At 32.7% G+C, this 24,014-nt stretch carries 25 protein-coding genes and 1 pseudogene; 16 read left to right on the top strand and 10 right to left on the bottom strand.

The genetic code is table 11. The features are described from left to right. The first annotated feature begins 689 nt into the window (after positions 1-689). Together ACT3CE_RS12295 and ACT3CE_RS12290 are read left to right on the top strand one after the other, a co-directional pair. Positions 690-2,444, top strand: coding sequence for a PAS domain-containing sensor histidine kinase (locus ACT3CE_RS12295; protein ID WP_444710062.1), 1,755 nt, complete (start codon positions 690-692; stop codon positions 2,442-2,444). A 334-nt stretch (positions 2,445-2,778) separates the two neighbouring features. Further along, entirely contained in the window at positions 2,779-3,210 is a 432-nt protein-coding gene (locus tag ACT3CE_RS12290; RefSeq protein WP_444710141.1) for a PrsW family glutamic-type intramembrane protease, read from the top strand. 256 nt (positions 3,211-3,466) lie between these two features. Here ACT3CE_RS12290 and ACT3CE_RS12285 read toward each other — a convergent pair whose 3' ends face one another. The 4 genes from ACT3CE_RS12285 to ACT3CE_RS12270 form a co-directional block, all read right to left on the bottom strand. Next, positions 3,467-4,753, bottom strand: coding sequence for an Ig-like domain-containing protein (locus tag ACT3CE_RS12285; protein WP_444710061.1), 1,287 nt, complete (start codon positions 4,751-4,753; stop codon positions 3,467-3,469). Between the two features lie 138 nt (positions 4,754-4,891). After that, the gene (locus ACT3CE_RS12280) at positions 4,892-6,169 is read right to left on the bottom strand and encodes a cryptochrome/photolyase family protein (RefSeq protein ID WP_444710060.1); all 1,278 of its coding nucleotides are present in this window, start codon (positions 6,167-6,169) and stop codon (positions 4,892-4,894) included. A gap of 3 nt (positions 6,170-6,172) precedes the next feature. Continuing rightward, a complete protein-coding gene (locus ACT3CE_RS12275; RefSeq protein ID WP_444710059.1) occupies positions 6,173-6,628 on the bottom strand; it encodes a TspO/MBR family protein in 456 nt (151 codons plus the stop codon). A 2-nt stretch (positions 6,629-6,630) separates the two neighbouring features. Next, positions 6,631-8,046 (bottom strand): SDR family oxidoreductase, encoded by a 1,416-nt coding sequence (locus ACT3CE_RS12270; protein WP_444710058.1) that lies wholly within the window; start codon positions 8,044-8,046, stop codon positions 6,631-6,633. Between the two features lie 704 nt (positions 8,047-8,750). Here ACT3CE_RS12270 and ACT3CE_RS12265 point away from each other — a divergent pair. From ACT3CE_RS12265 to ACT3CE_RS12235, 7 genes are all read left to right on the top strand, one after another. Continuing rightward, a complete protein-coding gene (locus ACT3CE_RS12265) occupies positions 8,751-9,197 on the top strand; it encodes a hypothetical protein (RefSeq protein WP_444710057.1) in 447 nt (148 codons plus the stop codon). Between the two features lie 186 nt (positions 9,198-9,383). Next, complete coding sequence (locus ACT3CE_RS12260) at positions 9,384-9,686, top strand: ArsR/SmtB family transcription factor (RefSeq protein WP_444710056.1); 303 nt, start codon at positions 9,384-9,386, stop codon at positions 9,684-9,686. 32 nt (positions 9,687-9,718) lie between these two features. After that, positions 9,719-9,955, top strand: coding sequence for a thioredoxin family protein (locus ACT3CE_RS12255; protein ID WP_444710055.1), 237 nt, complete (start codon positions 9,719-9,721; stop codon positions 9,953-9,955). 54 nt (positions 9,956-10,009) lie between these two features. Further along, positions 10,010-10,477, top strand: a complete 468-nt coding sequence (locus ACT3CE_RS12250) for a nitrophenyl compound nitroreductase subunit ArsF family protein (protein WP_444710054.1) — start codon at positions 10,010-10,012, stop codon at positions 10,475-10,477. 7 nt (positions 10,478-10,484) lie between these two features. After that, on the top strand, positions 10,485-11,189 hold the full coding sequence (locus ACT3CE_RS12245; RefSeq protein ID WP_444710053.1) for an aromatic aminobenezylarsenical efflux permease ArsG family transporter: 705 nt from the start codon (positions 10,485-10,487) through the stop codon (positions 11,187-11,189). Between the two features lie 25 nt (positions 11,190-11,214). Beyond that, positions 11,215-12,252, top strand: a complete 1,038-nt coding sequence (locus tag ACT3CE_RS12240; protein ID WP_444710052.1) for a permease — start codon at positions 11,215-11,217, stop codon at positions 12,250-12,252. 43 nt (positions 12,253-12,295) lie between these two features. Beyond that, positions 12,296-12,721, top strand: coding sequence for a thiol-disulfide oxidoreductase DCC family protein (locus tag ACT3CE_RS12235; RefSeq protein ID WP_444710051.1), 426 nt, complete (start codon positions 12,296-12,298; stop codon positions 12,719-12,721). A gap of 58 nt (positions 12,722-12,779) precedes the next feature. On the opposite strand, the gene ACT3CE_RS12230 is transcribed toward ACT3CE_RS12235, so the two are convergent. Continuing rightward, positions 12,780-13,874, bottom strand: coding sequence for a 6-phosphofructokinase (locus ACT3CE_RS12230; protein ID WP_444710050.1), 1,095 nt, complete (start codon positions 13,872-13,874; stop codon positions 12,780-12,782). 301 nt (positions 13,875-14,175) lie between these two features. Between ACT3CE_RS12230 and ACT3CE_RS12225 the strand changes: the two genes are divergently transcribed. After that, positions 14,176-14,676, top strand: a complete 501-nt coding sequence (locus ACT3CE_RS12225; protein ID WP_444710049.1) for an O-acetyl-ADP-ribose deacetylase — start codon at positions 14,176-14,178, stop codon at positions 14,674-14,676. On the opposite strand, the gene ACT3CE_RS12220 is transcribed toward ACT3CE_RS12225, so the two are convergent. From ACT3CE_RS12220 to ACT3CE_RS12210, 3 genes are all read right to left on the bottom strand, one after another. After that, positions 14,669-15,103, bottom strand: a complete 435-nt coding sequence (locus ACT3CE_RS12220; protein WP_444710048.1) for a rhodanese-like domain-containing protein — start codon at positions 15,101-15,103, stop codon at positions 14,669-14,671. The two genes, ACT3CE_RS12225 and ACT3CE_RS12220, sit on opposite strands and share 8 nt — an antisense overlap. A gap of 99 nt (positions 15,104-15,202) precedes the next feature. After that, complete coding sequence (locus tag ACT3CE_RS12215) at positions 15,203-15,670, bottom strand: hypothetical protein (protein WP_444710047.1); 468 nt, start codon at positions 15,668-15,670, stop codon at positions 15,203-15,205. A 108-nt stretch (positions 15,671-15,778) separates the two neighbouring features. Next, positions 15,779-17,410 carry a DUF3078 domain-containing protein gene (locus tag ACT3CE_RS12210; protein ID WP_444710046.1) on the bottom strand — a complete coding sequence of 544 codons (1,632 nt, stop codon included), beginning with the start codon at positions 17,408-17,410 and terminating at the stop codon, positions 15,779-15,781. Between the two features lie 582 nt (positions 17,411-17,992). Between ACT3CE_RS12210 and ACT3CE_RS12205 the strand changes: the two genes are divergently transcribed. Both ACT3CE_RS12205 and ACT3CE_RS12200 read left to right on the top strand, forming a co-directional pair. After that, positions 17,993-19,372 carry a tryptophanase gene (locus ACT3CE_RS12205; protein ID WP_444710045.1) on the top strand — a complete coding sequence of 460 codons (1,380 nt, stop codon included), beginning with the start codon at positions 17,993-17,995 and terminating at the stop codon, positions 19,370-19,372. Positions 19,373-19,672: 300 nt separating this feature from the next. After that, the gene (locus ACT3CE_RS12200; RefSeq protein ID WP_444710044.1) at positions 19,673-19,831 is read left to right on the top strand and encodes a hypothetical protein; all 159 of its coding nucleotides are present in this window, start codon (positions 19,673-19,675) and stop codon (positions 19,829-19,831) included. A gap of 183 nt (positions 19,832-20,014) precedes the next feature. Here the strand turns inward: ACT3CE_RS12200 and trhA are convergent, their stop codons facing one another. Further along, positions 20,015-20,698, bottom strand: a complete 684-nt coding sequence (trhA, locus tag ACT3CE_RS12195) for a PAQR family membrane homeostasis protein TrhA (RefSeq protein WP_444710043.1) — start codon at positions 20,696-20,698, stop codon at positions 20,015-20,017. Between the two features lie 148 nt (positions 20,699-20,846). On the opposite strand from trhA, the gene ACT3CE_RS12190 reads away from it, so the two are divergent. The 3 genes and pseudogenes from ACT3CE_RS12190 (at position 20,847) to ACT3CE_RS12180 (ending at position 22,584) form a co-directional block, all read left to right on the top strand. Then, positions 20,847-21,605 (top strand): DUF4197 domain-containing protein, encoded by a 759-nt coding sequence (locus ACT3CE_RS12190; RefSeq protein WP_444710042.1) that lies wholly within the window; start codon positions 20,847-20,849, stop codon positions 21,603-21,605. A 108-nt stretch (positions 21,606-21,713) separates the two neighbouring features. Further along, positions 21,714-22,130: pseudogene (locus ACT3CE_RS12185) on the top strand (GNAT family N-acetyltransferase); the annotation flags it as partial. Between the two features lie 262 nt (positions 22,131-22,392). Beyond that, positions 22,393-22,584, top strand: coding sequence for a cold-shock protein (locus tag ACT3CE_RS12180; protein ID WP_152734283.1), 192 nt, complete (start codon positions 22,393-22,395; stop codon positions 22,582-22,584). 94 nt (positions 22,585-22,678) lie between these two features. Here the strand turns inward: ACT3CE_RS12180 and ACT3CE_RS12175 are convergent, their stop codons facing one another. Continuing rightward, positions 22,679-23,137 (bottom strand): cold-shock protein, encoded by a 459-nt coding sequence (locus ACT3CE_RS12175; RefSeq protein ID WP_444710041.1) that lies wholly within the window; start codon positions 23,135-23,137, stop codon positions 22,679-22,681. A 265-nt stretch (positions 23,138-23,402) separates the two neighbouring features. On the opposite strand from ACT3CE_RS12175, the gene ACT3CE_RS12170 reads away from it, so the two are divergent. Beyond that, the gene (locus ACT3CE_RS12170; RefSeq protein WP_444710040.1) at positions 23,403-23,864 is read left to right on the top strand and encodes a hypothetical protein; all 462 of its coding nucleotides are present in this window, start codon (positions 23,403-23,405) and stop codon (positions 23,862-23,864) included. Positions 23,865-24,014: the final 150 nt, after the last annotated feature.

Raw genomic sequence — 24,014 nt, 5'->3', positions numbered from 1 at the left:
TCCTTTGCCCTTAAATCATTTGCCTCGAATTTAACAATTTTTCCAATTCTTAACTCCTTATATTTTGATGGTGCTTACACAACCAATATGATTAGCTTTTCCATATTCTGCCACAAAATTTATATGCTATCCCAACGGACATAAAAAAATACTCATCCTTCTGATTGAAATACAGATTTTCAACTCTACATGAATCTTTTTAGAATAACTTTTTTTGCTCCTGTCTAGTCTTTTCTCTAATGGCCTTATTTAGTTGTTTGATTTTCTATTATAAAACATTGAAATTAATAAGTTCTAATTCTACGCCAAACTCAACATTATTTATAGTAATTCCTTCTTCGATCTGAGATAAAATAGAAGCTATTTCCTTTTGTAAATTTGCTTTGTAACGCTCAACTGACTTGCTCCAAACAAAACGATATTGGTTGGACTTACTTTCAATTTTAGTCCCGTAAATACATTAAACCTCTATACTCACAGCCCATTTCAACTTCCTATTATCTCATTCTTTTACCTCAAAAACTAACCCCCATTTTGCAGTATATTAAATCCACCCCCTAATTTCATTATTTAAAAATAAATAAGTACCTTAGAAACTAAGCACTGTAGGTTTACTGCCCATAAAGCCTACCCTGAAATAGCACTTTCTAATACTTTTTTTTATTTCAACATCAGCTTACTCATTATAAATGGATTATACGAATAAAACAAAGGAAGAACTCATTGCCATTATTAAAAACATGCACGAGCAAAACAACTTTCTAAAACAACAAACGAGAAAGGATGTTAGCTTACATAAAAAAACAGAAACATCTTTATATGAATCCAAAAAGATGCTTGAATTGGTTATGGATAGTATTCCCCAATTTATTTTCTGGAAAGATTGCAATTCGGTTTATATTGGATGTAATGAAAATTTTGCCCATGCTGCCGGATTAAAATCAGCTGCCGAAATTGTTGGAAAAACAGATTATGATTTGGCTTGGAAAAAAAATGAAGCTGATTTTTTTATAAAAGTAGACAAACGGGTAATAGAAAGTGGTCTGGCAGAATATCAAATTGTAGAACCACAATTACAAGCCGATGGAAAACAAGCCTGGTTAAAAACAAATAAAATTCCAATTTATAACGATCAAAATGAAATTATTGGCATACTGGGAACCTACGAAGACATAACAAAGCAAAAACAGGCAGAAATACAGCTGAAAGAAAATAGCGAAAAAATCAAAAAACAAAACAAAGATTACCAACAAATTAATGCAGATCTTAATCGTATAAACAAAGAGTTACTCAATGAAAAAGAAAAGTCTGAAGAGAGTGAAAAACAATTAAAATTAATCGCCAACAACCTTACTAACGGAATGCTTTATCAAGTGGTAACCCTTGGTAACAAGAAAGGAAAACTTAACTATATAAGCGATACTGTTGAAAAATTTTATGGGTGTAGTGTTGAGGAAGCAAAAAATGATGCATCATTAATTTACAAACAAATTCATCCGGAAGATATTGAGCATTTTATCGAGACTGAACAGGAAGCCCTGAAAAAGATGATCCCGTTTAAAATAGAAACAAGAGTCATAAATCCTGATGGCAGTATCAGATGGTCTTATTTTGTTTCCAGTCCCCGAAAAATTAAAGGTTTACTTTGCTGGGATGGAATTGAAATAGATATAACCAACAGAAAACAATTAGAAAATGAATTAATAAAAGCAAAAGAAAAAGCCGAAGAAACAGACCATTTAAAAACAGCATTTCTTCAAAATATGAGCCACGAAATACGCACCCCCATGAATGCAATTATGGGCTTTTCAAGCTTACTCCATAACAATTTCAACAACAAACAAAAATTAGAGCAATTCGCACAAATCATCAATCAGCGTTGTAACGATTTGTTAGAAATTATAAATGATATACTCGACATCTCAAAGATTGAATCGGGACAATACCCCATACACATTGAAGAATATGATTTGAAGGACTTATATACCGAACTCGATCTGTTTTACAACGAATATCGAAAACGTATTGGAAAAGAACATATTCAACTCCACCTTCAACTACTGAATGCGCAGAAAAACACCCTAATTCTAACCGATAAAGTAAAATTAAAACAAATATTGATTAACCTAATTACCAACGCTTTTAAATTTACCGAAAAAGGTTCAATAGAAATTGGATGTAAATTCGAAAACAGTCAACTTATATTTAACGTAACAGATACAGGAATTGGGATTCCGAAAGACAAACAAAAAGTAATCTTCGAACGTTTTATACAAGCCAATACTTCATCTTCAAACGTACCCGAAGGAACCGGACTAGGCTTGGCAATTTCAAAAGCGTTTGTAAAAATGCTAAAAGGTAAAATCTGGATAGAAAGTAAATCAGGAAAGGGAAGTTCTTTTTATTTTAGTTTACCTATCAAAGAAAGAACAACTTCCAATTGATCAATTCAAAATACAAATCCATTGCAAGCAAAGAAATGGTCAAAGGCTATCAAGGTCAGATTTGTCTATATTCATTAACATAGCAAATTCTAAATAACAAGCATTTCATTTTGTTCCCCAAAAGGCTTTTTTTAAAATTCACAGCAGCCAAATACACATTGGCACAAAAAATTTAAGGGTTTATTAGGCTGTTTTTACATTAGTAAATTATAGTGCACATCGGCACTAACTCTAATTTTTATTCATCATTATTGCCTGTTCTTTTTATGCACCGACTTCTAGTTTCTATTGCTCCAGTTGCCATTATTCTATTCTACATATACTATCGCGATAAATACGAAAAAGAACCGATTTATCTATTAGCAAAGGGTCTTTTGTCAGGTATAATTATTACCATGCCCGTAATCTTTGCCGAGAAAGCTATCTCCTCTATTCTTCCTCTTCTTTTTCCGAAAAAATAGCTTATGTTTTTTGCGATGCTTTTTTGATGGCTGCTCTTGGCGAAGAAACTTTTAAACTATTGCCGGTTTACATTTTAGTCTGTAAAAACCCGAATTTTAACGAACAGTTCGATGGTATTGTTTACGCCGTATTCGTATCGTTAGGATTTGCTCTGGCAGAGAATATCATGTATGTATTTTTAAACGAAATAAACGCCGGAATTGCAAAAGTTTTCGCAGCTATTCCTGCACACGCCATGTTTGGAATTATGATGGGCTATTACCTGGGACTGGCTAAATTTTCCAAAAAAACTTACTCCTATTAGCATTCTTTATTCCATTTTTAATTCATAGTATCTACGATTTTTATTTTAATAGTAAATATCTCATGGGTTCTCCTCCTTTTCTTCCCATTTCTAATTTACCTGACACATAAAACCAATGAGAAAATGAAAGAACTCAAGGACAATTCGATTATTAGATATAGGTGAAAAGCCGATTCCCATAGAAATCGGCTTTTGTTATACCTCAATAATTTAAGGTCAATGTATTTTTATCGACAAAATATACTTTTACGATGTTCTATTCATCTTTTAATGTCCAGGTTCGCACCCAATCCACCCTCATAGTATTAATAGTATTGTCGGCCAAATCAGCTTTAAGTGCAAGGCCACCAAGCCAATCAGCTTCATTAGTCCACAAATCGAAAATAATTTCCAGATCTCTGGTAAACTCTCGATCTGTATAGCTTTCTCCCGATCTGTCATGCCCCACAATCACACTGCCTGCAGGTTCCCCATCTAAATAAAACTGTATGTTCTTAGAATCTTTCCACCATACACCAAAAGTATGATAATCTTCATTCCATTTTACGCCTTTAAGCGGATTAACATCCGATAAGTCTGTATTTAAAAAATTATCCTCATCTCTTATTTCTACCGGTGTTTTATCCGAATCGGCATGAAAATACTGTGAATTCATTTGTACAGGAAAATCTGGCTGACAATTACAGGAAGGCTTCGAATTATTTTCAATAATATCAATCTCATCCCGGTTGCTTGAATTTCCATTATTTAGCCAATAGGTATTATAAGCAGAAATATGAGCCGTTTTAATTCTCGCTTCAGTATACATCGGATAACTAATCTTTGCCTTTGAGTGAATTCGTGCCGTTTGAAACCATCTGTCTTCAGGATTACTTTCATTTAATGTGGCCCTAATCCACAAACCACCATCGGCCACTCCCGAGTTTTCATCTGATTTCGACATAAAAACAGGAACGCCATAATTCCAGCTTGATTTAAACCATTTGTCAGCATCCCATTCCTCAAATTCGTCGGACATACTTTCCAATTTCTCCCACACTTTTCCATCGGGAGTTGTATCATCTATAGATACAAAAGAAGGCATAGAGGGATTTATATTGGCAAAATCTTCTGCCGTAGGACCATTATCCACAGCAACTACGGTAATATTTACAACAGCCGTATCACTATCTTCATCTTTATCGGTAATTATATAGGTAAAGCTATCAGCTCCATTAAAATCTGCATTGGGAATATATTCAAACACACCATCGCTCACTTCTGTCACAGATCCATTAGTTGCATCTGATAATAAGCTATAATCATCTCCATCGCCTCCATCATCGCCAATATTATCATTCTCAGAAACTGTAATCTGATTTGAAACACCGGAATTACTATTTTCTTGCACACTAAGGTTATCATCTACCCCCCTTGGCTTATCATTCATAAGCTCAGCATCCATATCCGATCCGGAACCACTGCTACAGCTGGATATACATAGAAATGAAAATAGAATCAGTAGTGTAAAAATGTGGGTATTTGAAAATCTTTTTTTCAGCATATTTTTCGTTTTTATATTATTTTACATTAAAAAACGAAAGTTACAGATACTATATTAAGACCATTCTATTTCCAACTAGACAAGAACTGAACAGGAACAAAAATTTATTCTTACGCACACCTTTTTATTCCCTAAGTCCTACTTTTTCATCTCACTCTTGTATTTACTAAGAGCTCGTTCTCTAGCAAACTTATGTTCAATCATTGGTAAGGGATAAGCTGAAGTTCCATAATCGGGCAACCATTTATTGATATATTTTCCTTCAGAATCGAATTTCTTTAATTGTTCTATTGGATTAAAAATTCTAAAATAAGGAGCTGCATCGCAACCTGTTCCGGCAGCCCACTGCCAATTACCATTGTTCGACGAAAGCTCATAATCCAATAATTTTTCTGCAAAATATGCCTCTCCCCATCTCCAGTCTATTAAAAGATGCTTGCACAAAAATCCTGCGGTAATCATTCTCACCCTATTGTGCATATATCCTGTTTGGTTCAACTGTCTCATTCCAGCATCAACCATTGGATATCCGGTTTTCCCCTCACACCATTTTTTAAAATCGTCTTCATTATTTAACCACTGAATACCATCATATTTAGACCTGAAATTTTGAGTGACTACCTGTGGAAAATGAAATAGAATCTGCATAAAAAACTCCCGCCATATCAATTCATTAGTAAAAGCGATATCGCTACTTTTAAGTTGCGCCAGTATCTGTCGAACTCCAATTGTACCAAATCTAAGATGAGGCCCCAAATAAGAAGTGGAATCAATAGCCGGGAAATTACGGGTTTCGGCATAATCTCCAATCTCCTGCAAATTGTAAGGTCTTACTTTTATTGCTGATGCCTCAAAACCTAGATCGCTTATTTTTGGAAATGAATAGACAACATTATAAAAATTCTTTTTGTTGATAGGTGGCAACAAATCTTTTTGAATATATTGACTTAACCATTTGTTTTTGTAAGGTGTAAAAACCGTATAGGGAGTTCCATCCTGTTTCATTACCTGAGCCTCCTCATGCACTACCTGATCTTTAAAAAGTTTAAATTCAACACCCGAATCAGATAACAACACTTCAATTTCTTTATCACGGGCAATAGCATAAGGTTCGTAATCTTTATTGGCAAAAACAGTGTCTATCTCATATTTCTCCAATACCTCTTTCCAAATTTCTTTAGGATTTCCTTTAAGTACCATTATTGAAGAGCTACATTGCCTCAAACGCTCATTAATATCACGTAGAGTATCATAAATAAAACTCACCCGAGCATCATTGGCAGGTAATTCTTCAAGAATATTATCATCGAAAATAAAAAGTGGCAACACGTTTTCTGAAGATTGGATAGCTGCATAAAGGGCAGTATTATCTTCAAGTCTAAGATCTCTCCGGAACCAAAATAAACTAAGTTTCATAAATCAATTGTTAAAGAATATATAAGCATTTAAAGAAGTAGCTATAAGCAGCCAAATTAAATAAGGAACTATAAGAAGTGCCTTATAACTTAGGATATTCCAATACTTAAAAAACAAATATCCAATAAGAATTAATAACATTGTAATATCAATTAAACCCAGACTTATTTCCTGAAAATAGAAAAATAAGGGGTTCCAAAGCGCATTTAAAATCCATTGAATACCAAAAAGAACAATGACTTTCTTTAGACTTGCTGATTTTACCAAAAAAGCCATGTAAACAGCAAAACAAATCATTATTAAAGTCCAAGCAGCACCAAATACCCAACCGGGTGGTGTCCATGGAGCTTTTTGTAGGTTTTGATACCAAACAGAGCTAACGCCTGCACTCGTAAATAATCCGCCTATATAAAGACCAGTAAAATTTAAAATTAGAAAAAGTAAAATTCGTTTAATCATTATTATTCGGTTAAGTTTTTTAACATTCCTTTAAATATAAAAGCATGAAAGGGCAATACAAAATACCAATAAAGGCGGCCCTGCAATCCCAATGGACGAAATGTGGCTGTCTGGATTAATTTTCCGGAATCAATTTTAAATTCCAGCCATGCTTCGCCAGGCAGTTTCATTTCGGCATAAAGCAACAAGCGACCTTCCTCTTTATTGGAATACAAAACCCGCCAAAAATCTAGTGCATCGCCGGCTTTAAGCTTGGTATTATTTGTCCTGCCTCTTCTAAGTCCGACACCACCGGCTAATTTATCAATAAATCCTCTACTTTGCCATAACCAATCAAGATAATACCAACCATTATCACCACCAATACTCCATATTTTATCGATACAAGTATCGCGGTTCTGATAGATTCTACTTCTTTTATCGGAAAAACACCCAAAGGAGGGAACTTTAATAAAATCGGATATGTTACCTATTAAACGACCACTTGAATAGGAGTCTTTCCAACTAGAAACAATATCGTTCGATTCAATTTTACTAAAGGCTTTTGCCAGTGTTTCCTTATAAGTTAGTGGTTCTACCCCCAGAATGCTATTAATTTCGTTATCCCGACATACTACCTCTATTTTCATACTATTTACCAATGCTACCGCCAGCTTATAAGATGTTGAAGTCACAAAATACAACCAGTAAGACGATAAACGAGGAGTCATTACCGGAACAATATAAATTCGTCTTTTCAGATTTCTGATTCGCCCAAATTCCAGAAGCATCTCTTTGTATGAGAGTATATCGGGACCACCAATATCAAAATTCTTATTGTAAGTATTCGAATTAAAGACAGACTTTGAAAGAATTGAAATGACATCGGAAATACCTATTGGCTGACATCGCGTATTTAGCCATTTGGGAGTTATCATTACAGGTAATTTTTCTACCAAATCTCTTATTATTTCGAAAGATGCACTCCCCGAACCTATTATAATACCCGCCCGCAGGGTAGTAATATTATAATTTCCTTTACTTAATTCCTGTTCTACTGCTTTTCTTGAAGCTAGATGATCTGATAAATCCACCTCATTCACAATTCCACTCAGATAAATCAGATGCTGAATATTTGTTTTATTTATTGCCTCTCTAAAATTAATGGCTGACTCAAGCTCTAACTTTTGATAATCAGATGATGCCGACATGGAATGAACCAGATAATATGCTCCATCGATATCCTTAGGAATATTTTGCAGCGATTCCTTATCCAGAAAATTATTTTCTATTATTTCGATATTTTGTTTTAGTGAATCAGTTACATTAAATCTGGCTTTATCACGAACACAACAAACAAGCTGATGACCCTGCTGAACCAAAACAGGCAAAAGTCTTCGCCCAATATATCCTGTTGCCCCGGTAAGTAGTATCTTCATGTTTAATGGAAAGTTAGTGAACAGCAATCTACATTTTAATCGATAACATTAAGATACTAAAGAATACTCAATAGGCCATTATTACTCGCCTAGTATTATTCTCAAAATTCAATACAAGTACTCAGTAGGTTTTAAAAGTCATTATTCTGTAATTTAATTACTTTATCCATTTTATATTTTGTTTAATACAATATTAACTCAATTTCACTTATACTGTACTACTAATAAAAGTTGACTAGTTACAATTCATAAAATAGCTCTACTTATCACCCCACATCTGTAAAACAGTATAATAATAAATATATTTTTAATATGACACATTAAAAAATCAAAAATAAATATCATAAAAAATCAATGTCAGATATATTATAACAAAATTATTATTGAATCAAACTATCGTAAAGCAAAAGCTAAATTTACTGCATTTACAATGCACATTAAATATAACATATTACACATAAACATCTAGTTTAAATTAAAAAACAGCAAATGAAAATCACAACTAAAAACCAGCACAATAAAACACACAACACTCATAAACAGCACTTATTTACAAATATTGAATACTAAAAATTTAAAATATTTTACTTATGATTATTTTTCCATAATTAATTTATTAAAATTGATTTTTTATTTATAATTTCGTGATTCTTAATATAAAAAGCTATTTTATCACCTAATAAAAATAAAGTTTACATCTTAAAATGAGTACAAAACAAAAACTAATTCAACTATTAGCTGCATTAGGATTAATCTTTAGTAGCTTACTCCGAATAAATTTTAACATAAATCCAAATTTTGAATTTCAACAAATCTGGTTAAGAGTTCTTCCCTTCCCTATTTTCGATTATGCTGATCAATCTCACGACTTATATTTGAGCTCTACAATAATTGGTTACTTATTTTATGTTTTATCAGGATTTATTATGCTTAAAGAAATAAAAACAGATCGATTATTGTTTCCTTTAATTAGTGGTTTTCTTATTTTAAGTTCTTATGCAATTTACGTAGAAACTACTTCCATACTTCAAGATATGCATTCTGTATATAAGGGACAATACATGAGAATTGGTCCAACACTATTTATTATTTTCCTTTGGGTATACTCAAAATTCCAAAAAATGATAGTAAATAGAATTTATACTTTTTAGAAAAAAGCACTAAATACAAAAGCATAAATCTTTTACTATAATAAGTATAAAATACTTGTTTTGAGGTAGTTTAGTTTGTAGCGAATCAGAATCAGTGCTTTCTGCATAAATATTTACACCCCTAAAATTTGATATTCTATAAAAAGCTCCTACATTTGTTTCGTAATTTTACGAAATACGAAACAAATGAAAGAAGTAACAGAATTTTATTCTATTGAAGAAAAGCAATTGGCTCGATATGCCAAAGCATTATCGCACCCCGTAAGAATATATATTTGCCAATTGTTATCGGAACAAGCCTGTTGCTACAGTGGCGATTTAGCTTTAGAAGTGCCCATTGCTCGCTCTACCCTATCTCAGCACCTTAAAGAACTTAAAAACGTAGGTTTAATTCAGGGAGAAATTACCCCTCCCAAAATTAAGTATTGCCTGAATAGAGAAAAATGGGACGAAGCTCAACAATTATTCAAGAACCTTTTTAAAAAATAGTATAAAATATAATTACTTATAAAATAAATAACATGGAAATTAAAGTATTAGGACCTGGATGTAAAAAATGCGGCACTTTAGCCGAAGCAACAAAAAAAGCAGTTGAAGAATTATCTATCGATGCTAATATCACTAAAATTGACGATATGGTACAAATTCTTTCTTATGGTGTAATGTCGACTCCAGCTTTGGTTATTAACGAAAAAGTTGTAGTAAGTGGTAAAGTACCAACGGTAGACGAAATTAAATCGTTTATTCAAAAAGCATAATATACAAATAGCTGTTAGCTTATTACTAACAGCATAAGTTCAGTACTTATAAACATGAAAAAAACAATAACACTAGGTATTGTAGCTTTAGGACTTAGTTTTGGAGCCTGCCAATCGAATGTAAAAAAGGAAACTACTAAAGCCGAACAATCAACAGTCTGTAAAGCTAACTGCTCAAAATGTGAAAAATCAGCAGAAACAAAATTGGCTTTAACTTCAGGCAAAGCCGGCGTATATTACTTTCACGGAGATCGAAAATGTAAAACCTGCAAAGCTGTTGGCACAAAAGCTAAAGAGGTAGCCGAAAGCCTAAAGGTAAAATTTTTCGATATCAACTTCGATCAGGAAGAAAATAAAACTTTAGCAAAAGAATTTCAGGCAAGTAGCTCTGGCTTGTTTATTAAAAGTGCTAAATCGGGCAAAATTGAAGATTTAACCACATTTGCATTCCGCAATGCTCTTAACGACACTCCTGCTTATGTAGAAAAATTACAAACCCTAATTAAAGCTGAACTACAATAAGTAAAGTATGGAATATTTAGACCAACTATTATCACAAAGTAGTTTTCCTATTCTCACCGCTTTTTTATTGGGAATTATGACTGCAATTAGTCCGTGCCCTTTGGCTACCAATATCACGGCAACAGCCTATATCAGTAAAGATTTAAGCAATAAAAAAAGAATATTCTTAAATGGATTAATTTACACGCTTGGCAGAGCAATTAGTTATACAACAATTGGAATAACATTATTCTTTGGAGCAAGTAAATTTGACATTTCAAGTTTCTTTAATACTTATGGTGAAAGATTATTGGGACCTTTACTAATCATCATTGGTATTTTCATGCTGGATTTGATATCTATCAATTTTCCTGGGGTAGGCTCATTAACTAATAAACTAAATGGTGAAAAAATAAGAGGTAAATACTGGGGAGCTTTGTTAATGGGAATGATATTCGCACTGGCCTTTTGTCCGTACAGCGGGGTGCTTTATTTCGGGATGTTAATTCCCCTGAGTATTTCTCAGGCCAACGGACTAATTCTACCAGTAGTTTTTGCCATAGCAACAGGACTTCCGGTAATTATTATTGCCTATTTACTGGCGTTTACTTTATCGGGAGTAGGTAATTTTTACAACAAAGTAAAAAGCTTTGAATTTTGGTTTCGTAAAGTTGCAGCAGTAATTTTCATTTGCGCTGGAATGTATTTCACTTACATATTTTTCGTTCAATAAATCGATAAAAAAGTATTAGATTATCATGATCAAATCAATTAAAATTACACACAGAAATCAGATAATATTAGTTCTATTATCCTTACCTGTTTGGTATTTTCTTTATGTGAACCTTCAGAATATTGTTGATTTTCTAACCTATACGGTTTTCGGAATGCGAAAAGAGGCACACTTAACAGAAGCTGTTAATTTTTTCATATTTGAAACACCTAAAGTTCTTATGCTATTGATCTTGGTTATTTTTGGTGTAGGAATTATTCGTAGCTATTTCTCTCCAGAAAAAACCAAAAACTTTCTTGCTGGAAAATCTACTATTTTTGGCAATGTAATGGCTGCTTTATTAGGTGTTTTAACTCCATTTTGTTCTTGTTCTGCCATCCCTTTATTCCTAGGTTTTGTTGAGGCTGGAGTACCTTTGGGTGTAACTTTTAGTTTCCTGATTGCAGCTCCTTTAGTAAACGAAATTGCTTTAGGTATGTTGGCAGAAGCTTTCGGTTGGCAAACTGCACTCCTTTATACATTTACAGGCTTATCAATTGCCATTGTTGCAGGCTGGTTAATTGGAGCCTTAAAACTTGAAAAATATGTACATGATTGGGTTTACGAAGTTAAAACAGGACACTCTGGAATTGATACAACCAAACTTACTTTTTCAGAACGTATTCAATCTGGATTAAACTCGGTAAAAGAGATTGTTGGTAGAATTTGGTTGTACATTGTAATTGGTGTCGCGATTGGAGCTGGGGCTCATGGTTATGTACCTGAAGATTTCATGGCAAATCTTATGGGAAAATCATCGTGGTATTCGGTTCCATTATCAATTCTTATTGGAGTCCCAATGTATTCTAATGCTGCGGGAATTATTCCAATTGTAGAAGTGCTAGTTGCAAAAGGAGCTGCACTAGGCACCACTTTAGCCTTCATGATGTCGGTAATCGGATTATCATTACCCGAGGTTATTATCCTAAAAAAAGTACTTAAAATGCCTTTAATATTAACATTTGTTAGTATTGTTGCTATCGGAATTCTTATTGTTGGTTTTATTTTTAACTTTATTTATTAAGGGATGAATATTTTATCTTTCTATTGATAAAGGAAAAAAATCAATGACCGAAAGCAGCACATATCAAGATACTTCAAACCCTATCGTACTATTCGATGGGGTTTGTAATTTGTGCAATACTTCCGTTCGATTTCTTATGGCATACAATCGAAAAGAAAACCTACATTTCGCTTCTCTTCAATCCAAATACGCTCAACATCTACTAGCTAAATATAATTTATCCCAAACAGATCTTGATACGATCGTGTTTATTGAACATGAAAAAATTAGCACACAAAGCACAGCTATTTTCGAAATAGCCAAACATTTGATCTATCCTTGGCGAGCAATCCAAAACTTCAAATATTTTCCTAAATCGATTACCGATTGGTTTTATAAACTAGTTGCAAAAAATCGCTACAGTTGGTTTGGTCGTAAAAAAGAATGCATGGTTCCTAAAACAGAATGGAAACATCGTTTTCACGGATAGGCATAAAAAAAACCGGAAGCCTTTCAGATTCCGGTTCTGTATATTTTGAAGTATAAAATTAGTCTCCAAATGCGATACCAACTCCCTTAGCAGTCTGCACCAAGTTAGCTTTAGGGTCAACAAGATTTTGTTGTCCGATAGCCTCCGGAAGAGGCACACCAACAACTTGTGGGTGACGATATGCTACCATCTGTCCAAATTTCCCTTCCAATACCATTTCGAATGCCTTAACACCGAACTGAGTTGCAAGAACACGATCGTAAGCTACAGGAATACCACCTCGTTGCAAGTGACCTAAAACAGTAGTGCGAATATCAGCTTCAACGCCAGCAACTTTTAGTTCAGCAGCTAAACGATCGGCAGCACCACTCAATTTTAAGTTCGGGTTACCAACTTCGGTACTTTCTTCGGCTAAAGCAGTACCACCTTTGGGCATAGCACCTTCGGCAACAACAATAATACCAAAACCTTTACCTTTTAAGAATCGTGTATCTAATTTCTGCTTCACCTTCTTAATATCATAAGGAATCTCAGGAATCAAACATGCTTCTGCTCCGCCAGCAATAGCAGCACTTAAAGCAATCCATCCTGCATCACGCCCCATAGCTTCTAAAACAAAAACACGGTTGTGTGAAGCTGCGGTTGTTTTCAACTTGTCAACAGCCTCGGTACAAATTTGTACAGCGGTTTGATAACCGAAAGTAAAATCGGTAGCTGAAAGGTCATTATCGATAGTTTTAGGAACTCCAATAATATTCAACCCTTTTTCGTAAAGAGCTTGTGAAATTTTTTGAGAACCATCACCACCAATACTAATTACAGCATCAATTCCCAAATATTGAAGTTTGCGAATCATCTCATCAGAACGATCGGCCGAACCCCAGGAACCATCTTTGTTTTTTACAGGCCAAGCAAATGGACCACCTTTTGTTGTAGTACCAATAATTGTACCTCCCTGATAGTGGATTCCTTTAACGGCTGCATCATCTAATATCTTAATTTCTGTTGGTTCTTTCAAAATTCCATCGAAAGACTGAATACTTCCAACGACTTCCCAATCTTTTTCTTGAGCTGCTCGTTTCACAACGGCACGAATTACAGCATTCAACCCTGGGCAATCACCACCCCCTGTTGCAACTAATACTCTTTTCATAATTGTCAATTTAATATATTTCAATCAATTTGCTTGGCTAGCGCGGCTAAAATAATTATATTTTTCCAAAACGAAACAAACATTTTCAAAATCAATATCTTGCAATCGATTCCGAAGTCATTTTTTATAATGATTTTGAATTATTAATTTCATTCTATACTTATTATAAGATAAATTCAAATCTGATTACTATTAAAAACAGGCAAATAAGAAAATTTAGACATAAAAAATAACACAAGCAAATAAAAAGTTAGCACTATTATCAGTACTAAAAAAACTAAACACTAAAATTCCGGAAAATATGAAAATTAAAATTGAACATGCAGATATTACCACTTTACATACCGATGCGATTGTTAATGCTGCCAACTCAAGTTTACTAGGTGGAGGCGGTGTTGATGGAGCAATTCACCGGGCAGCAGGAAATAAACTTTTAGAAGAATGCAGATTACTTAATGGATGCGAAACTGGTAAGGCTAAAATTACCAAAGCTTATTTACTTGCCTGTAAACATATTATTCATACAGTAGGTCCTATTTGGAATGGGGGCAATAAAAATGAGGCACAACTTTTAACAAATTGCTACAAAAACAGCATCCTTTTAGCCGAAAAACATAAACTTAGAAGTATTGCCTTTCCTAATATTAGTACCGGAATATACGGGTATCCGAAAAAGCAAGCGGCAATAATTGCTGTTAACACTGTAAAACAGCAATTATTAAATTGTAAATACCTCGAGGAAGTAAACTTTTGTATTTTTGATAATGAGAATCTGGAACTTTACAAAAAGCTACTCAAATAATGATATTTTCCTCGATGGTTTCATCGAATTTCCAACGTTTATATTTACCCCAATTTAATACACGCTCATAACCTTTTGCTTCTAAAAAGATAATTACTTCCTGGGTTTTTAAAGTAAGGTCGCAGTATAAAATAAGATACTTATCGGGGGGAATTTGAGGATACCATTGTTCTACTTTATCATAAGGAAAATTTTTAGCCCCGGGAATATGTCCCAACAAGAAATACTCTTCTTCTCTAACATCAATAATCCAAATATGATTATTCTTTTGTTTACTTAATTGTAGCAGTGCCTCTGGATTAAGATATTTTGTTAACATCTGTCCATCTTTCGAAACATAGCCCTTATAATTTGGAACATAAAGAAAATACCAATATACTCCAAACAACAAAGACAAAATTGAAAATACAAATAAAGCTAAATCCATAGTATGAAATTAAAATCATTGAAAATTTACTTTTTAACTGATTAGTATGCAAAAAAAAATCTCCTTAAAGGAGATTTAATATTTTTAAAAGCTTACAAGCTATCGCTTCATGGTAGCAATAAATGTACTTTCATCAAGGAAAAAATCCAATGCATCATTTATCGATGGTAAAATTACATCAACATGATCGATAATATCTTTATGAATCCCTTCGCTTTGTAATGTTGCAATTGAAATTACTGACTGAACAAAAAGTCCAATATCAATACGGGCATTACCGATGGCTGCCACATTTCTACTTCCAAGAGATATTAGCACATCTTCTTTTTCTCTTGAATTATTTGCTTCGTAGTAACTAATGCCACTCGACAAAGCCAAATCACGAGCATTTCCTCTCTGATCAGAAGAAATCATTACCACATTTACCCCCAACATTTGAAGACGATGAATTCTCTCAACCACACCAGGAACCATCTCACCTTTCAGTGTTAATGTTCCATTAGAGTCTACTACTAGGGTATCTATTTTTATAATTCCAACACCTGGTACGTTATAACTTAAACTCATAGATTATTGTTTTAATTTATTTAGCAAAATAGTATTTTTTAATTAAAGCCTAAAGAATTTAAAATTTCTTTTGACATAAAATCGTACCCCCTTGCATGTCGCTATTTTTTAAAACCGATAACTCACACCTACTGCTAGATTTTCTTTAAATTGTATTTTCGATCCGGTATCATCATCGGATATTATATGAGTAGATATGCTTGTGGACATGTATTGGTTAATTGGCATTTTTATTGTCATTTCCCAATCGATATCCACATTTTTAGCCTGCTTTGTATAATTCGAATAAAGAGTTACTTTGTTTTGTAACTGCATATCTTCCCAGAACTTCACCTTGTGAGTAAAATTAACATAAGATCCAATCTCCTTTTTAACTTTCTCCCCTTTCTCTACACCATATTTAGTCTGATCGATTAATACCGTATCGTTTACAATTGTATATTTTGCCGATAAAGGAGAAAGTAGAATTGATAAATTTTTATTTGGTTTATAATCCATACCAATTGAAGCTATAATATATGCAGGAGCAAAGAAATTAGATTTTAAAACACGAGGTGCAGAACTTGAATAAGTATATCCTTTCAACATCTGTGTTTTTATGTTGAACTGAGCTGAGTAGTACCAGTTTTTTACCGCTTTCTGCCCATATTTTGTATTTAACTCAATTTTATCTTCATTTTTTCTAAAATCATTATCTCCTGATTTTAAAAGTCCATATTTTACAATTAAACTATTGTCCCAGGTATGTTTTCCCTTTTTATAATTAGCAAAAGCATTTACTGTCGATAGAGTTGCAATGGAACTCTGTCCGCCTCCCGACCAACTATCACTTACATGTCCCTGATTAAAGGATAAACCTATGGTAGCTCCCAATTTCCAAGTTTGAGAATAACGTTTATACTTACCAAGTTTAGCTAATTTGTATTGATCCTTTGATAATTTTTCCTCCAACTTCACACTTGTTCCTCTAAGTTTAGAACGTTGCACCGATTGCTGATAAACATCATCATCAACCAATATCCTTACCGATCGATCGGTGGTATTTTGAATCCAAATCCCAATGGAATCTCTCTTGTTTTTTTTTAGCCAAAAACGTTTAAAATCCTGTTTGCCATTGTTAATCCAAAACTTAACCGAATCATCCATATAATTCTTCACTCCCATAAAAACAGAATCCCTGCTTATCTCTCTTATCCACTGATGAACAGGATCATTCTCTACATAATTGTATAATTCGTCCAAAGCCTCAGCTTTCCACGATAATTTTGTTGGAACCTCATCAATTTGTGGCAAATCGGGTTGATAGCTTAGCGCTTTTTCAAGCTCAACCTGTTTTTTAATTTCCCGCAAAGCATCTTCGGTATTTCTATGCTCAATATATTCTTTTAAATAAAATACCATATTCCGAATACTATCATTACCAACATATTCCAATAAGGCATTAACAGCATCCTTAACCGAATCGGTTTGATGATAAGGCTTGGCGTAATCCATAGCCAATTCTCTAACAATAAATTTAAATCCAATATTATCCAAATGCTGCAAGGGATCTTTAATTTTTGTAAGAACCGTATCGTTTTTAAAATATTTTAGTGAATCCTTAGGATTATGCTTTAAGCGAACAAAAGAATCTTCCAGTTTTATTTGGTCTAACAAAAGAGAATCTTTCTGAATTTTTTTTTGAGAAAAAATTACAATTGGTTGAATAAATAATAGTAAAACACAAAATAGTCGAATCATTGGGCAAAGTTCTGTTCAGTGTTAATAATTAATTGGCTTTGGAGAACTTACATAAAGCAAACACAATATATTAATATCATGTCTGACACATGCAAAAATGTTAAAATTATTTCGATCTTAAAAGAAATAACGGCTTCAATCTTATCAAAAATCAAACCAAAACCACATTTATAAAATCTGAACAATAATTCAAACGTTTGCATTTTTTTCTCTTTAGATTTTTTGATTGATCCAAAAATATTATAATTTTGAACTAGTAGAAAATCAGAAATCATGGAAAAAAAACATCAACTTCCGAAACTGACACACAAAATCTACCTTAATATCAAAAATAGAGATGAGTTCCACTTCTAAACTCGCTCGGGAATTATTCGCCCTATAATCTTCACAATCATAAATATATAATTAACAGATACGAAAAGTATTCTGCATAATTGCATACATACAACTGTCTTATCTTTATCTGTTTTATCCTAGTAATACAAATTATATAGGTGTATTTAAGTGCGAATTACTAAAAAACAAAATCATATCATCAATTTAATATTGATATAAACATTAACAACACAAAAAAATAATATTATGAAATTACCTTTCGCAGAATCATATAAAATTAAGATGGTAGAAACCATCAAAAGAAGTACCCGAAAAGAAAGAGAACAATGGTTAAAAGAAGCTAATTATAACCTATTTAACCTTAAAAGCGATCAGGTTTTTATTGATCTTTTGACCGACTCGGGAACAGGTGCCATGAGTGACAAACAATGGTCGGCAATGATGCTTGGCGATGAAAGTTATGCTGGTGCTCGTTCTTACTATAACATGAAAGCTGCCATTAAAAACATTCTTGGATTTGACTTCTTTCTTCCTACCCACCAGGGAAGAGCAGCTGAGAATGTTCTTTTTTCGGTATTGATTAAAAATGGCGATGTAGTTCCTGGAAACTCACATTTCGATACCACAAAAGGTCATATTGAATTTCGAAAAGCCAAAGCTGTCGACTGCACCATAGACGAAGCCTTCGACACAGAAATTAATCATCCTTTTAAGGGAAATATCGACCTCATAAAGCTGGAATCTGTTCTTTCAGCATATCCTAAGGAACAAATTCCTATGATAATAGTTACCGTAACCTGCAATTCATCAGGAGGTCAGCCTGTATCCATGGCTAACCTAAAAGCCGTTAAAAAATTGGCCAATAAATATGATATTCCAGTATGTTACGACTCGGCTCGTTTTGCCGAAAATGCCTATTTTATTAAAACACGAGAAGAAGGATACGCAGACAAAACAATTAAGGAAATTGTAAAAGAAATGTATTCTTATGCTGATATGGCAACCATGAGTTCTAAAAAGGATGCAATCGTAAATATGGGTGGATTTATTGGCATGAAAAGCGAAGAGCTTTGGAAACAAGCATCTACTTACAACATCATGTTCGAAGGATATGTTACTTACGGAGGTATGTCGGGTCGAGATATGAATGCACTAGCACAAGGTTTAGATGAAGGTACTGAATTTGAATATCTTGAAACCAGAATTAAGCAAATTGAATATTTGGGTGGCAAATTAGATGAATTTGGTATTCCATTCCAAAAGCCAATAGGTGGACATGCAATTTTTGTGGATGCCAAGAAAATTTTAGCCCACATTCCTAAAGAAGAATATCAGGCGCAAACCCTTGGATGCGAATTGTATTTAGAAGCAGGAATTCGTGGTGTTGAAATTGGAACAATTTTAGCTGATAGAGATCCCGAAACCCGCAAAAACAGATATCCCGATTTGGAATTGTTGCGTTTGGCTATTCCAAGAAGAACCTATACTAATAACCATATGGATGTGATTGCTGTAGCTCTTAAAAATGTGTTTGATCGCAGACATGAAATAAAACATGGTTTTAAAATTGTTACCGAGGCTCCAATCATGAGACACTTCACTGTGCAATTAGAAAAAATAGATTAACAAACAAATCAATATTTTAAAAGCTCCATTCGTGGAGCTTTTTTTCTGTTCAACTATGAATATGAGCCTTTGATAAGTTCTATTTTCCTGAAACCTTAAAAATCCGTAATTTTAGATATAGACATAAACTACGAACCTAAAATACTCTAACTCTCTCTCTAAACAATCAAAAAAGCAAAAACTAAGACAAAACAACAAACTAAGACTACAATTCATCTTAAAGTTACTCTCCAATTAAATGAGTGTGAATACTTTAATGTTGGATATCAAGTATTTACAAAAAATGACAATTTCAAATTTATGGAAGATAAATTACATTTCTGTGGTTCTTCTGCCCTCAAAATTTTTAAAGAATACGAAGGCAAACTAAGTCTGGAAATAATGGATAACTGGACATCCCTACTTAAGGCTTTAAACCAAACAACCTCATGCTGTGCTGTTTGGGATATAGAAGAATAATTAAATAACTGATTGAAAAACAAGACTATCCTGTTTCTTGGGATGTAAAAAATTGCAGAATTTGCTAGCATTACCACTCATATAAGTATTTCGAGGCTTTCTTTAATCTGAAAGCCTCTTTTTTTTTAATACATAAAACTCATTAACCCACTTAGCACTACTTCATAGGCAGATAATTTAAACCTAAACAATGCAATAATAAACCGCCATAAAATGAGAAAGACTACCTCCCAAAACAAACAAGTGCCAAATAAAGTGGTTAAATGGTAATTTCTTCCATACGTAAAAAACCACTCCTAAAGTATAAAACAAGCCACCTATAAAAATCCACTGAAGACTTAATGTAGGTAAAGCATTACTAAACATCTTAAAATTAAATACTAAAATCCATCCCATAAAGAGATACAAAAACAAAGAAATCCAACGATATCTCCCCATTAAATAAAGTTTGTAAATGCTACCACAAATCACAAGTACCCATAAAATAGAAAGATATAGTTTCCCTATAAAATTATCGAGATAAATAACCAAAAATGGCGTATAAGTTCCTGCTATCATTATAAATATACTAATGTGATCGAATTTCCTAAACCGATCACGTTTTATGGTATTATACATGTAATGATAAACCGAAGATGCTGTATAAAGAATCAGAAATCCTAAAACAAAAACTAATACTGCCAAAAATCCTTTCCAACTTTGGGTATGCCAGGTTTTTGTTAGCAAGAAAACTCCTGCAGGTATTATAAATACAATTCCCAATGCATGCGAAATCCAATTTGCCAATTCATGAACCGATTCTTTGTCGGATAAAAATCGATTTTTGGAAGATGAAACTCGACTAACTAATACTAATAACCACTTCATTGCTTAAAAATAGAATTTAAAATTTCAGAACAAGATACAACCTGTCAAAACAAATTCAACTATCCCTAAATAAAAAACTTTATTGAGAGCATGATTTTTTTTGATATCTTCAACATCATTAATTAAAATGAATCAAAATAACTTTACTATGAAAAAGATATTCTCTATAATAATTTTAAGCATATTATTATCGTCCTGTGCCGAAATGCAGACCGTTCTTAACCAATATGCTTTAGAACAAAATAAACCATTAACAAGTGGTGAAGTATCAAGTGGATTAAAGGAAGCTTTACGTATAGGCAGTGTAAATGCAGCAAATATTCTGGCTACTGAAAACGGATTTTACAAAGATGAATTAGTAAAAATTCTTTTGCCTCCAGAAGCACAAAGTATTACTAAAAACCTAAGTTTAATTCCAGGAGGTAAAGATTTGGTTGAGAAAGTCGAAATCAGACTTAACAGAGCCGCCGAAGATGCCGTTAAAGAAGCTGCTCCTATTTTTGCATCGGCAATAAGCGAAATGACTATAGTAGATGCTTTTAATATCCTTAAAGGGGAAAGTAATGCCGCTACATTATATTTACAAAGCAAAACTTCAGACAAATTAAAAAATCTTTTTCTTCCTAAAGTAAAAGTTTCCTTAGATAAAAAATTATTAGCAAATATCTCAACAAACGAATCGTGGAATTTACTGACTCAAAATTACAATAAAGTAGCAGGTAGCTTTGCTGGTAAAATTACAAATTTAAAACCTGTAAACACTAAACTTGACGAATACGTGACTGATAAAGCTTTACAAGCTCTTTTTCTAAAAGTTGCAAACGAAGAAAAGCAAATTCGAAAAGATCCGATAAAAAGAGTAAATAATATTTTAAAGCGAGTATTTGGTGAACTAGATAAATCCTAATAAATGGAATTAACAACAAAACGTCTGCCGATTCAAAAAATTAAAGCTCATGATGCTAAAGCCCTTTACAAATATCACCATGATAAAGATTAAAATAAATATCAAGGCTGGATTCCTAAAACTTTAGAAGAATGCGATATTTTTATTAGAAACAGACTTAGCGATTGTATTAATATTCCTAATACCTGGTTTCAATTTGTACTTTTAAAAAAAAGTTCCGAATTAATTGGTGATACTAACCTTCATTTTATAGAAGATGATGGCTTTTTAGTTGAACTGGGATTCACCATAGCCAAAGAACATCAAAAGAAAGATTATTCCAATGAAGCCTCACAAACTATCATTACTTATTTATTTAATATCTTAAACAAACATCGAATAATTATATCAAGAGATCCGGCTAATATTGCCTCAATAAAATTAGCTGAAAAACTTAATTTTAGAACAGAAACTCACTTAAAAAAGAACCTTATTGCCAATGGAGTATGGGTAGATAACCTTATTTATGCAATCCTTAATAAGTAATGCAAAGTACACATAATCTAAAATACTCATTATAATAAGAATATTAACACGAACAATTTTAATAAAAATTGTTTGGGGTAAAGATTTTTTACTTACCTTTGGCGCGTTATAAAGTCTGTAGGATGAACATCTCCTCTTTTAATTTCATTATCATTCGTTACCTTTTCATTCCCTTCCGGAATAAAAATTAATGTGATTGTTACTGGTATTACAGAGAGTTAAAGACTTTCAACATTAATTTATTATTTTAAAAAAAATTACCATGGAAGGAACAGTAAAATTCTTTAACGAGTCAAAAGGTTTCGGTTTTATCAAACCAGCAGATTCAAGTGAAGACATCTTCGTACACGTATCAGGTCTTGTTGACGAAATTCAAGATAACGACAAAGTTGAGTACGATGTTGAAAAAGGAAGAAAAGGTTTAAACGCCGTTAATGTAAGAGTAATCGACTAATTAGATTACTTTGATATTGAAATAAAAAAAAGCAGCCAAATGGCTGCTTTTTTTATTTTCATCTAATATGTAATTCATATTTAAATATGAAACTTTACTTCTTTTTAACTAAAGCCACATTAACTGCATTCATTCCCTTAGGACCACGCTCAGTTTCATAAGTAACTCTATCGTTTTCTCTGATTTGCTCTACCAAACCATTAACGTGAACAAAAACACTTTCTTTAGTTACTGAATCTTTAATAAAACCGTAACCTTTACTATCATTAAAGAAACTAACGATACCTTCTCTTGCATGATCTTCTTCTGCAAAGTCGCCACTATTACGAGCTCCTAAAACAATATCTTCTGCATTAATCTCTTCCTTTTTAGTCGGATCTGGAGGAGTTGATGTAATATTACCAAACTCATCGGTATAAGCAATCATATCTTCAAATGATTTGCCACCACCGGCTTCTTTACGTGCTTCTTTACGTGCTTCCTTCTCTTTTCTCTTCTGAAGTTTTCTTTTTTCTTTTTCCTTTTTGTTGTAAGTTTCTTGCGATCTAGCCATAAATTTTTTAACGATACATTAATGATTTTTAAAACCTTAATAATCTTATCTCAGTAATAACTAAACTACTGTTCTAAAGTCATAAAGGTGTTGCAATGTACGCATTTATTCTAAGAATTCATTCAATAATTAAAGATTAGCTTATTAATTAGGATTTCTTTCTAGATAAAATAATAGTAATGATCTCAAAAATGAATATGATCAATGATATTTTTTATTAATTTGAATCACTAATTCACAAGATTTAAAAAAGTATCTATCAAGTATGAATAACAATTTGGAAAACACCAATAATGGTAGAGAAGTAAAAGCAATGGAATTTTCTGCTCAATCGGTAATTTACCTTAACGAAACCCGCAAGTGGACAATATTTTTATCCATACTTGCTTTTATATTCTTAGGTTTATTAGTTATTGGCTCTATTTTTATGTCTGTTATTTTTAACACAATTAATACAGACTTGGTTCCTTTTATGGGAATTGCAATTGGAGCTGTTTACTTATTGGTTGGAGTTCTGTATTTTTTCCCAGTATATTATCTTTATAAATTTTCAAAACTATCAAGATCTGCAATTTACGAGGAAGATACAAATCAACTTACTCTGGCATTTAAATATTTAAAACTGCATTATAAATTTATTGGAATTTTAAGTATTGTAATGCTATCGGCTTACCTTATCTTCTTTATTATTGCCAGTGTTTTTGGTGGATTAAATTCATTTGTGTAAGCTCTCAGATAATAACATTTACATTCTTTAATTGGCAAAATAATGAAATCTATTAATAGATTTCAATTCCAAATCTTTACTTACACATTAAAAAATTCAAACAGACACATTCAAGATTAAGAATTAGAAAATAAAGCAACTTTTAGGAAT

It is taken from the genome of Marinifilum sp. RC60d5, assembly GCF_052400665.1.
Lineage (GTDB): Bacteria > Bacteroidota > Bacteroidia > Bacteroidales > Marinifilaceae > JBQTGK01.
The sequence above is the reverse complement of the archived record's forward strand: the minus strand, read 5'-3'. Positions and strand labels throughout refer to the sequence as shown.

Excerpts from the sequence above, each read along its gene's own strand:
- ACT3CE_RS12230 (WP_444710050.1), bottom strand. The coding sequence starts at position 13,874 with ATGAAAAGAGTATTAGTTGCAACAGGGGGTGGTGATTGCCCAGGGTTG.
- trhA (WP_444710043.1), bottom strand. The coding sequence starts at position 20,698 with ATGAAGTGGTTATTAGTATTAGTTAGTCGAGTTTCATCTTCCAAAAAT.
- ACT3CE_RS12215 (WP_444710047.1), bottom strand. The coding sequence starts at position 15,670 with ATGAGTTTAAGTTATAACGTACCAGGTGTTGGAATTATAAAAATAGAT.
- ACT3CE_RS12265 (WP_444710057.1), top strand. The coding sequence starts at position 8,751 with ATGAGTACAAAACAAAAACTAATTCAACTATTAGCTGCATTAGGATTA.
- ACT3CE_RS12285 (WP_444710061.1), bottom strand. The coding sequence starts at position 4,753 with ATGCTGAAAAAAAGATTTTCAAATACCCACATTTTTACACTACTGATT.
- ACT3CE_RS12210 (WP_444710046.1), bottom strand. The coding sequence starts at position 17,410 with ATGATTCGACTATTTTGTGTTTTACTATTATTTATTCAACCAATTGTA.
- ACT3CE_RS12270 (WP_444710058.1), bottom strand. The coding sequence starts at position 8,046 with ATGAAGATACTACTTACCGGGGCAACAGGATATATTGGGCGAAGACTT.
- ACT3CE_RS12170 (WP_444710040.1), top strand. The coding sequence starts at position 23,403 with ATGAATAACAATTTGGAAAACACCAATAATGGTAGAGAAGTAAAAGCA.
- ACT3CE_RS12240 (WP_444710052.1), top strand. The coding sequence starts at position 11,215 with ATGATCAAATCAATTAAAATTACACACAGAAATCAGATAATATTAGTT.
- ACT3CE_RS12280 (WP_444710060.1), bottom strand. The coding sequence starts at position 6,169 with ATGAAACTTAGTTTATTTTGGTTCCGGAGAGATCTTAGACTTGAAGAT.
- ACT3CE_RS12245 (WP_444710053.1), top strand. The coding sequence starts at position 10,485 with ATGGAATATTTAGACCAACTATTATCACAAAGTAGTTTTCCTATTCTC.
- ACT3CE_RS12260 (WP_444710056.1), top strand. The coding sequence starts at position 9,384 with ATGAAAGAAGTAACAGAATTTTATTCTATTGAAGAAAAGCAATTGGCT.
- ACT3CE_RS12220 (WP_444710048.1), bottom strand. The coding sequence starts at position 15,103 with ATGGATTTAGCTTTATTTGTATTTTCAATTTTGTCTTTGTTGTTTGGA.
- ACT3CE_RS12205 (WP_444710045.1), top strand. The coding sequence starts at position 17,993 with ATGAAATTACCTTTCGCAGAATCATATAAAATTAAGATGGTAGAAACC.
- ACT3CE_RS12175 (WP_444710041.1), bottom strand. The coding sequence starts at position 23,137 with ATGGCTAGATCGCAAGAAACTTACAACAAAAAGGAAAAAGAAAAAAGA.
- ACT3CE_RS12275 (WP_444710059.1), bottom strand. The coding sequence starts at position 6,628 with ATGATTAAACGAATTTTACTTTTTCTAATTTTAAATTTTACTGGTCTT.
- ACT3CE_RS12225 (WP_444710049.1), top strand. The coding sequence starts at position 14,176 with ATGAAAATTAAAATTGAACATGCAGATATTACCACTTTACATACCGAT.
- ACT3CE_RS12200 (WP_444710044.1), top strand. The coding sequence starts at position 19,673 with ATGGAAGATAAATTACATTTCTGTGGTTCTTCTGCCCTCAAAATTTTT.
- ACT3CE_RS12250 (WP_444710054.1), top strand. The coding sequence starts at position 10,010 with ATGAAAAAAACAATAACACTAGGTATTGTAGCTTTAGGACTTAGTTTT.
- ACT3CE_RS12180 (WP_152734283.1), top strand. The coding sequence starts at position 22,393 with ATGGAAGGAACAGTAAAATTCTTTAACGAGTCAAAAGGTTTCGGTTTT.
- ACT3CE_RS12255 (WP_444710055.1), top strand. The coding sequence starts at position 9,719 with ATGGAAATTAAAGTATTAGGACCTGGATGTAAAAAATGCGGCACTTTA.
- ACT3CE_RS12235 (WP_444710051.1), top strand. The coding sequence starts at position 12,296 with ATGACCGAAAGCAGCACATATCAAGATACTTCAAACCCTATCGTACTA.
- ACT3CE_RS12295 (WP_444710062.1), top strand. The coding sequence starts at position 690 with ATGGATTATACGAATAAAACAAAGGAAGAACTCATTGCCATTATTAAA.
- ACT3CE_RS12190 (WP_444710042.1), top strand. The coding sequence starts at position 20,847 with ATGAAAAAGATATTCTCTATAATAATTTTAAGCATATTATTATCGTCC.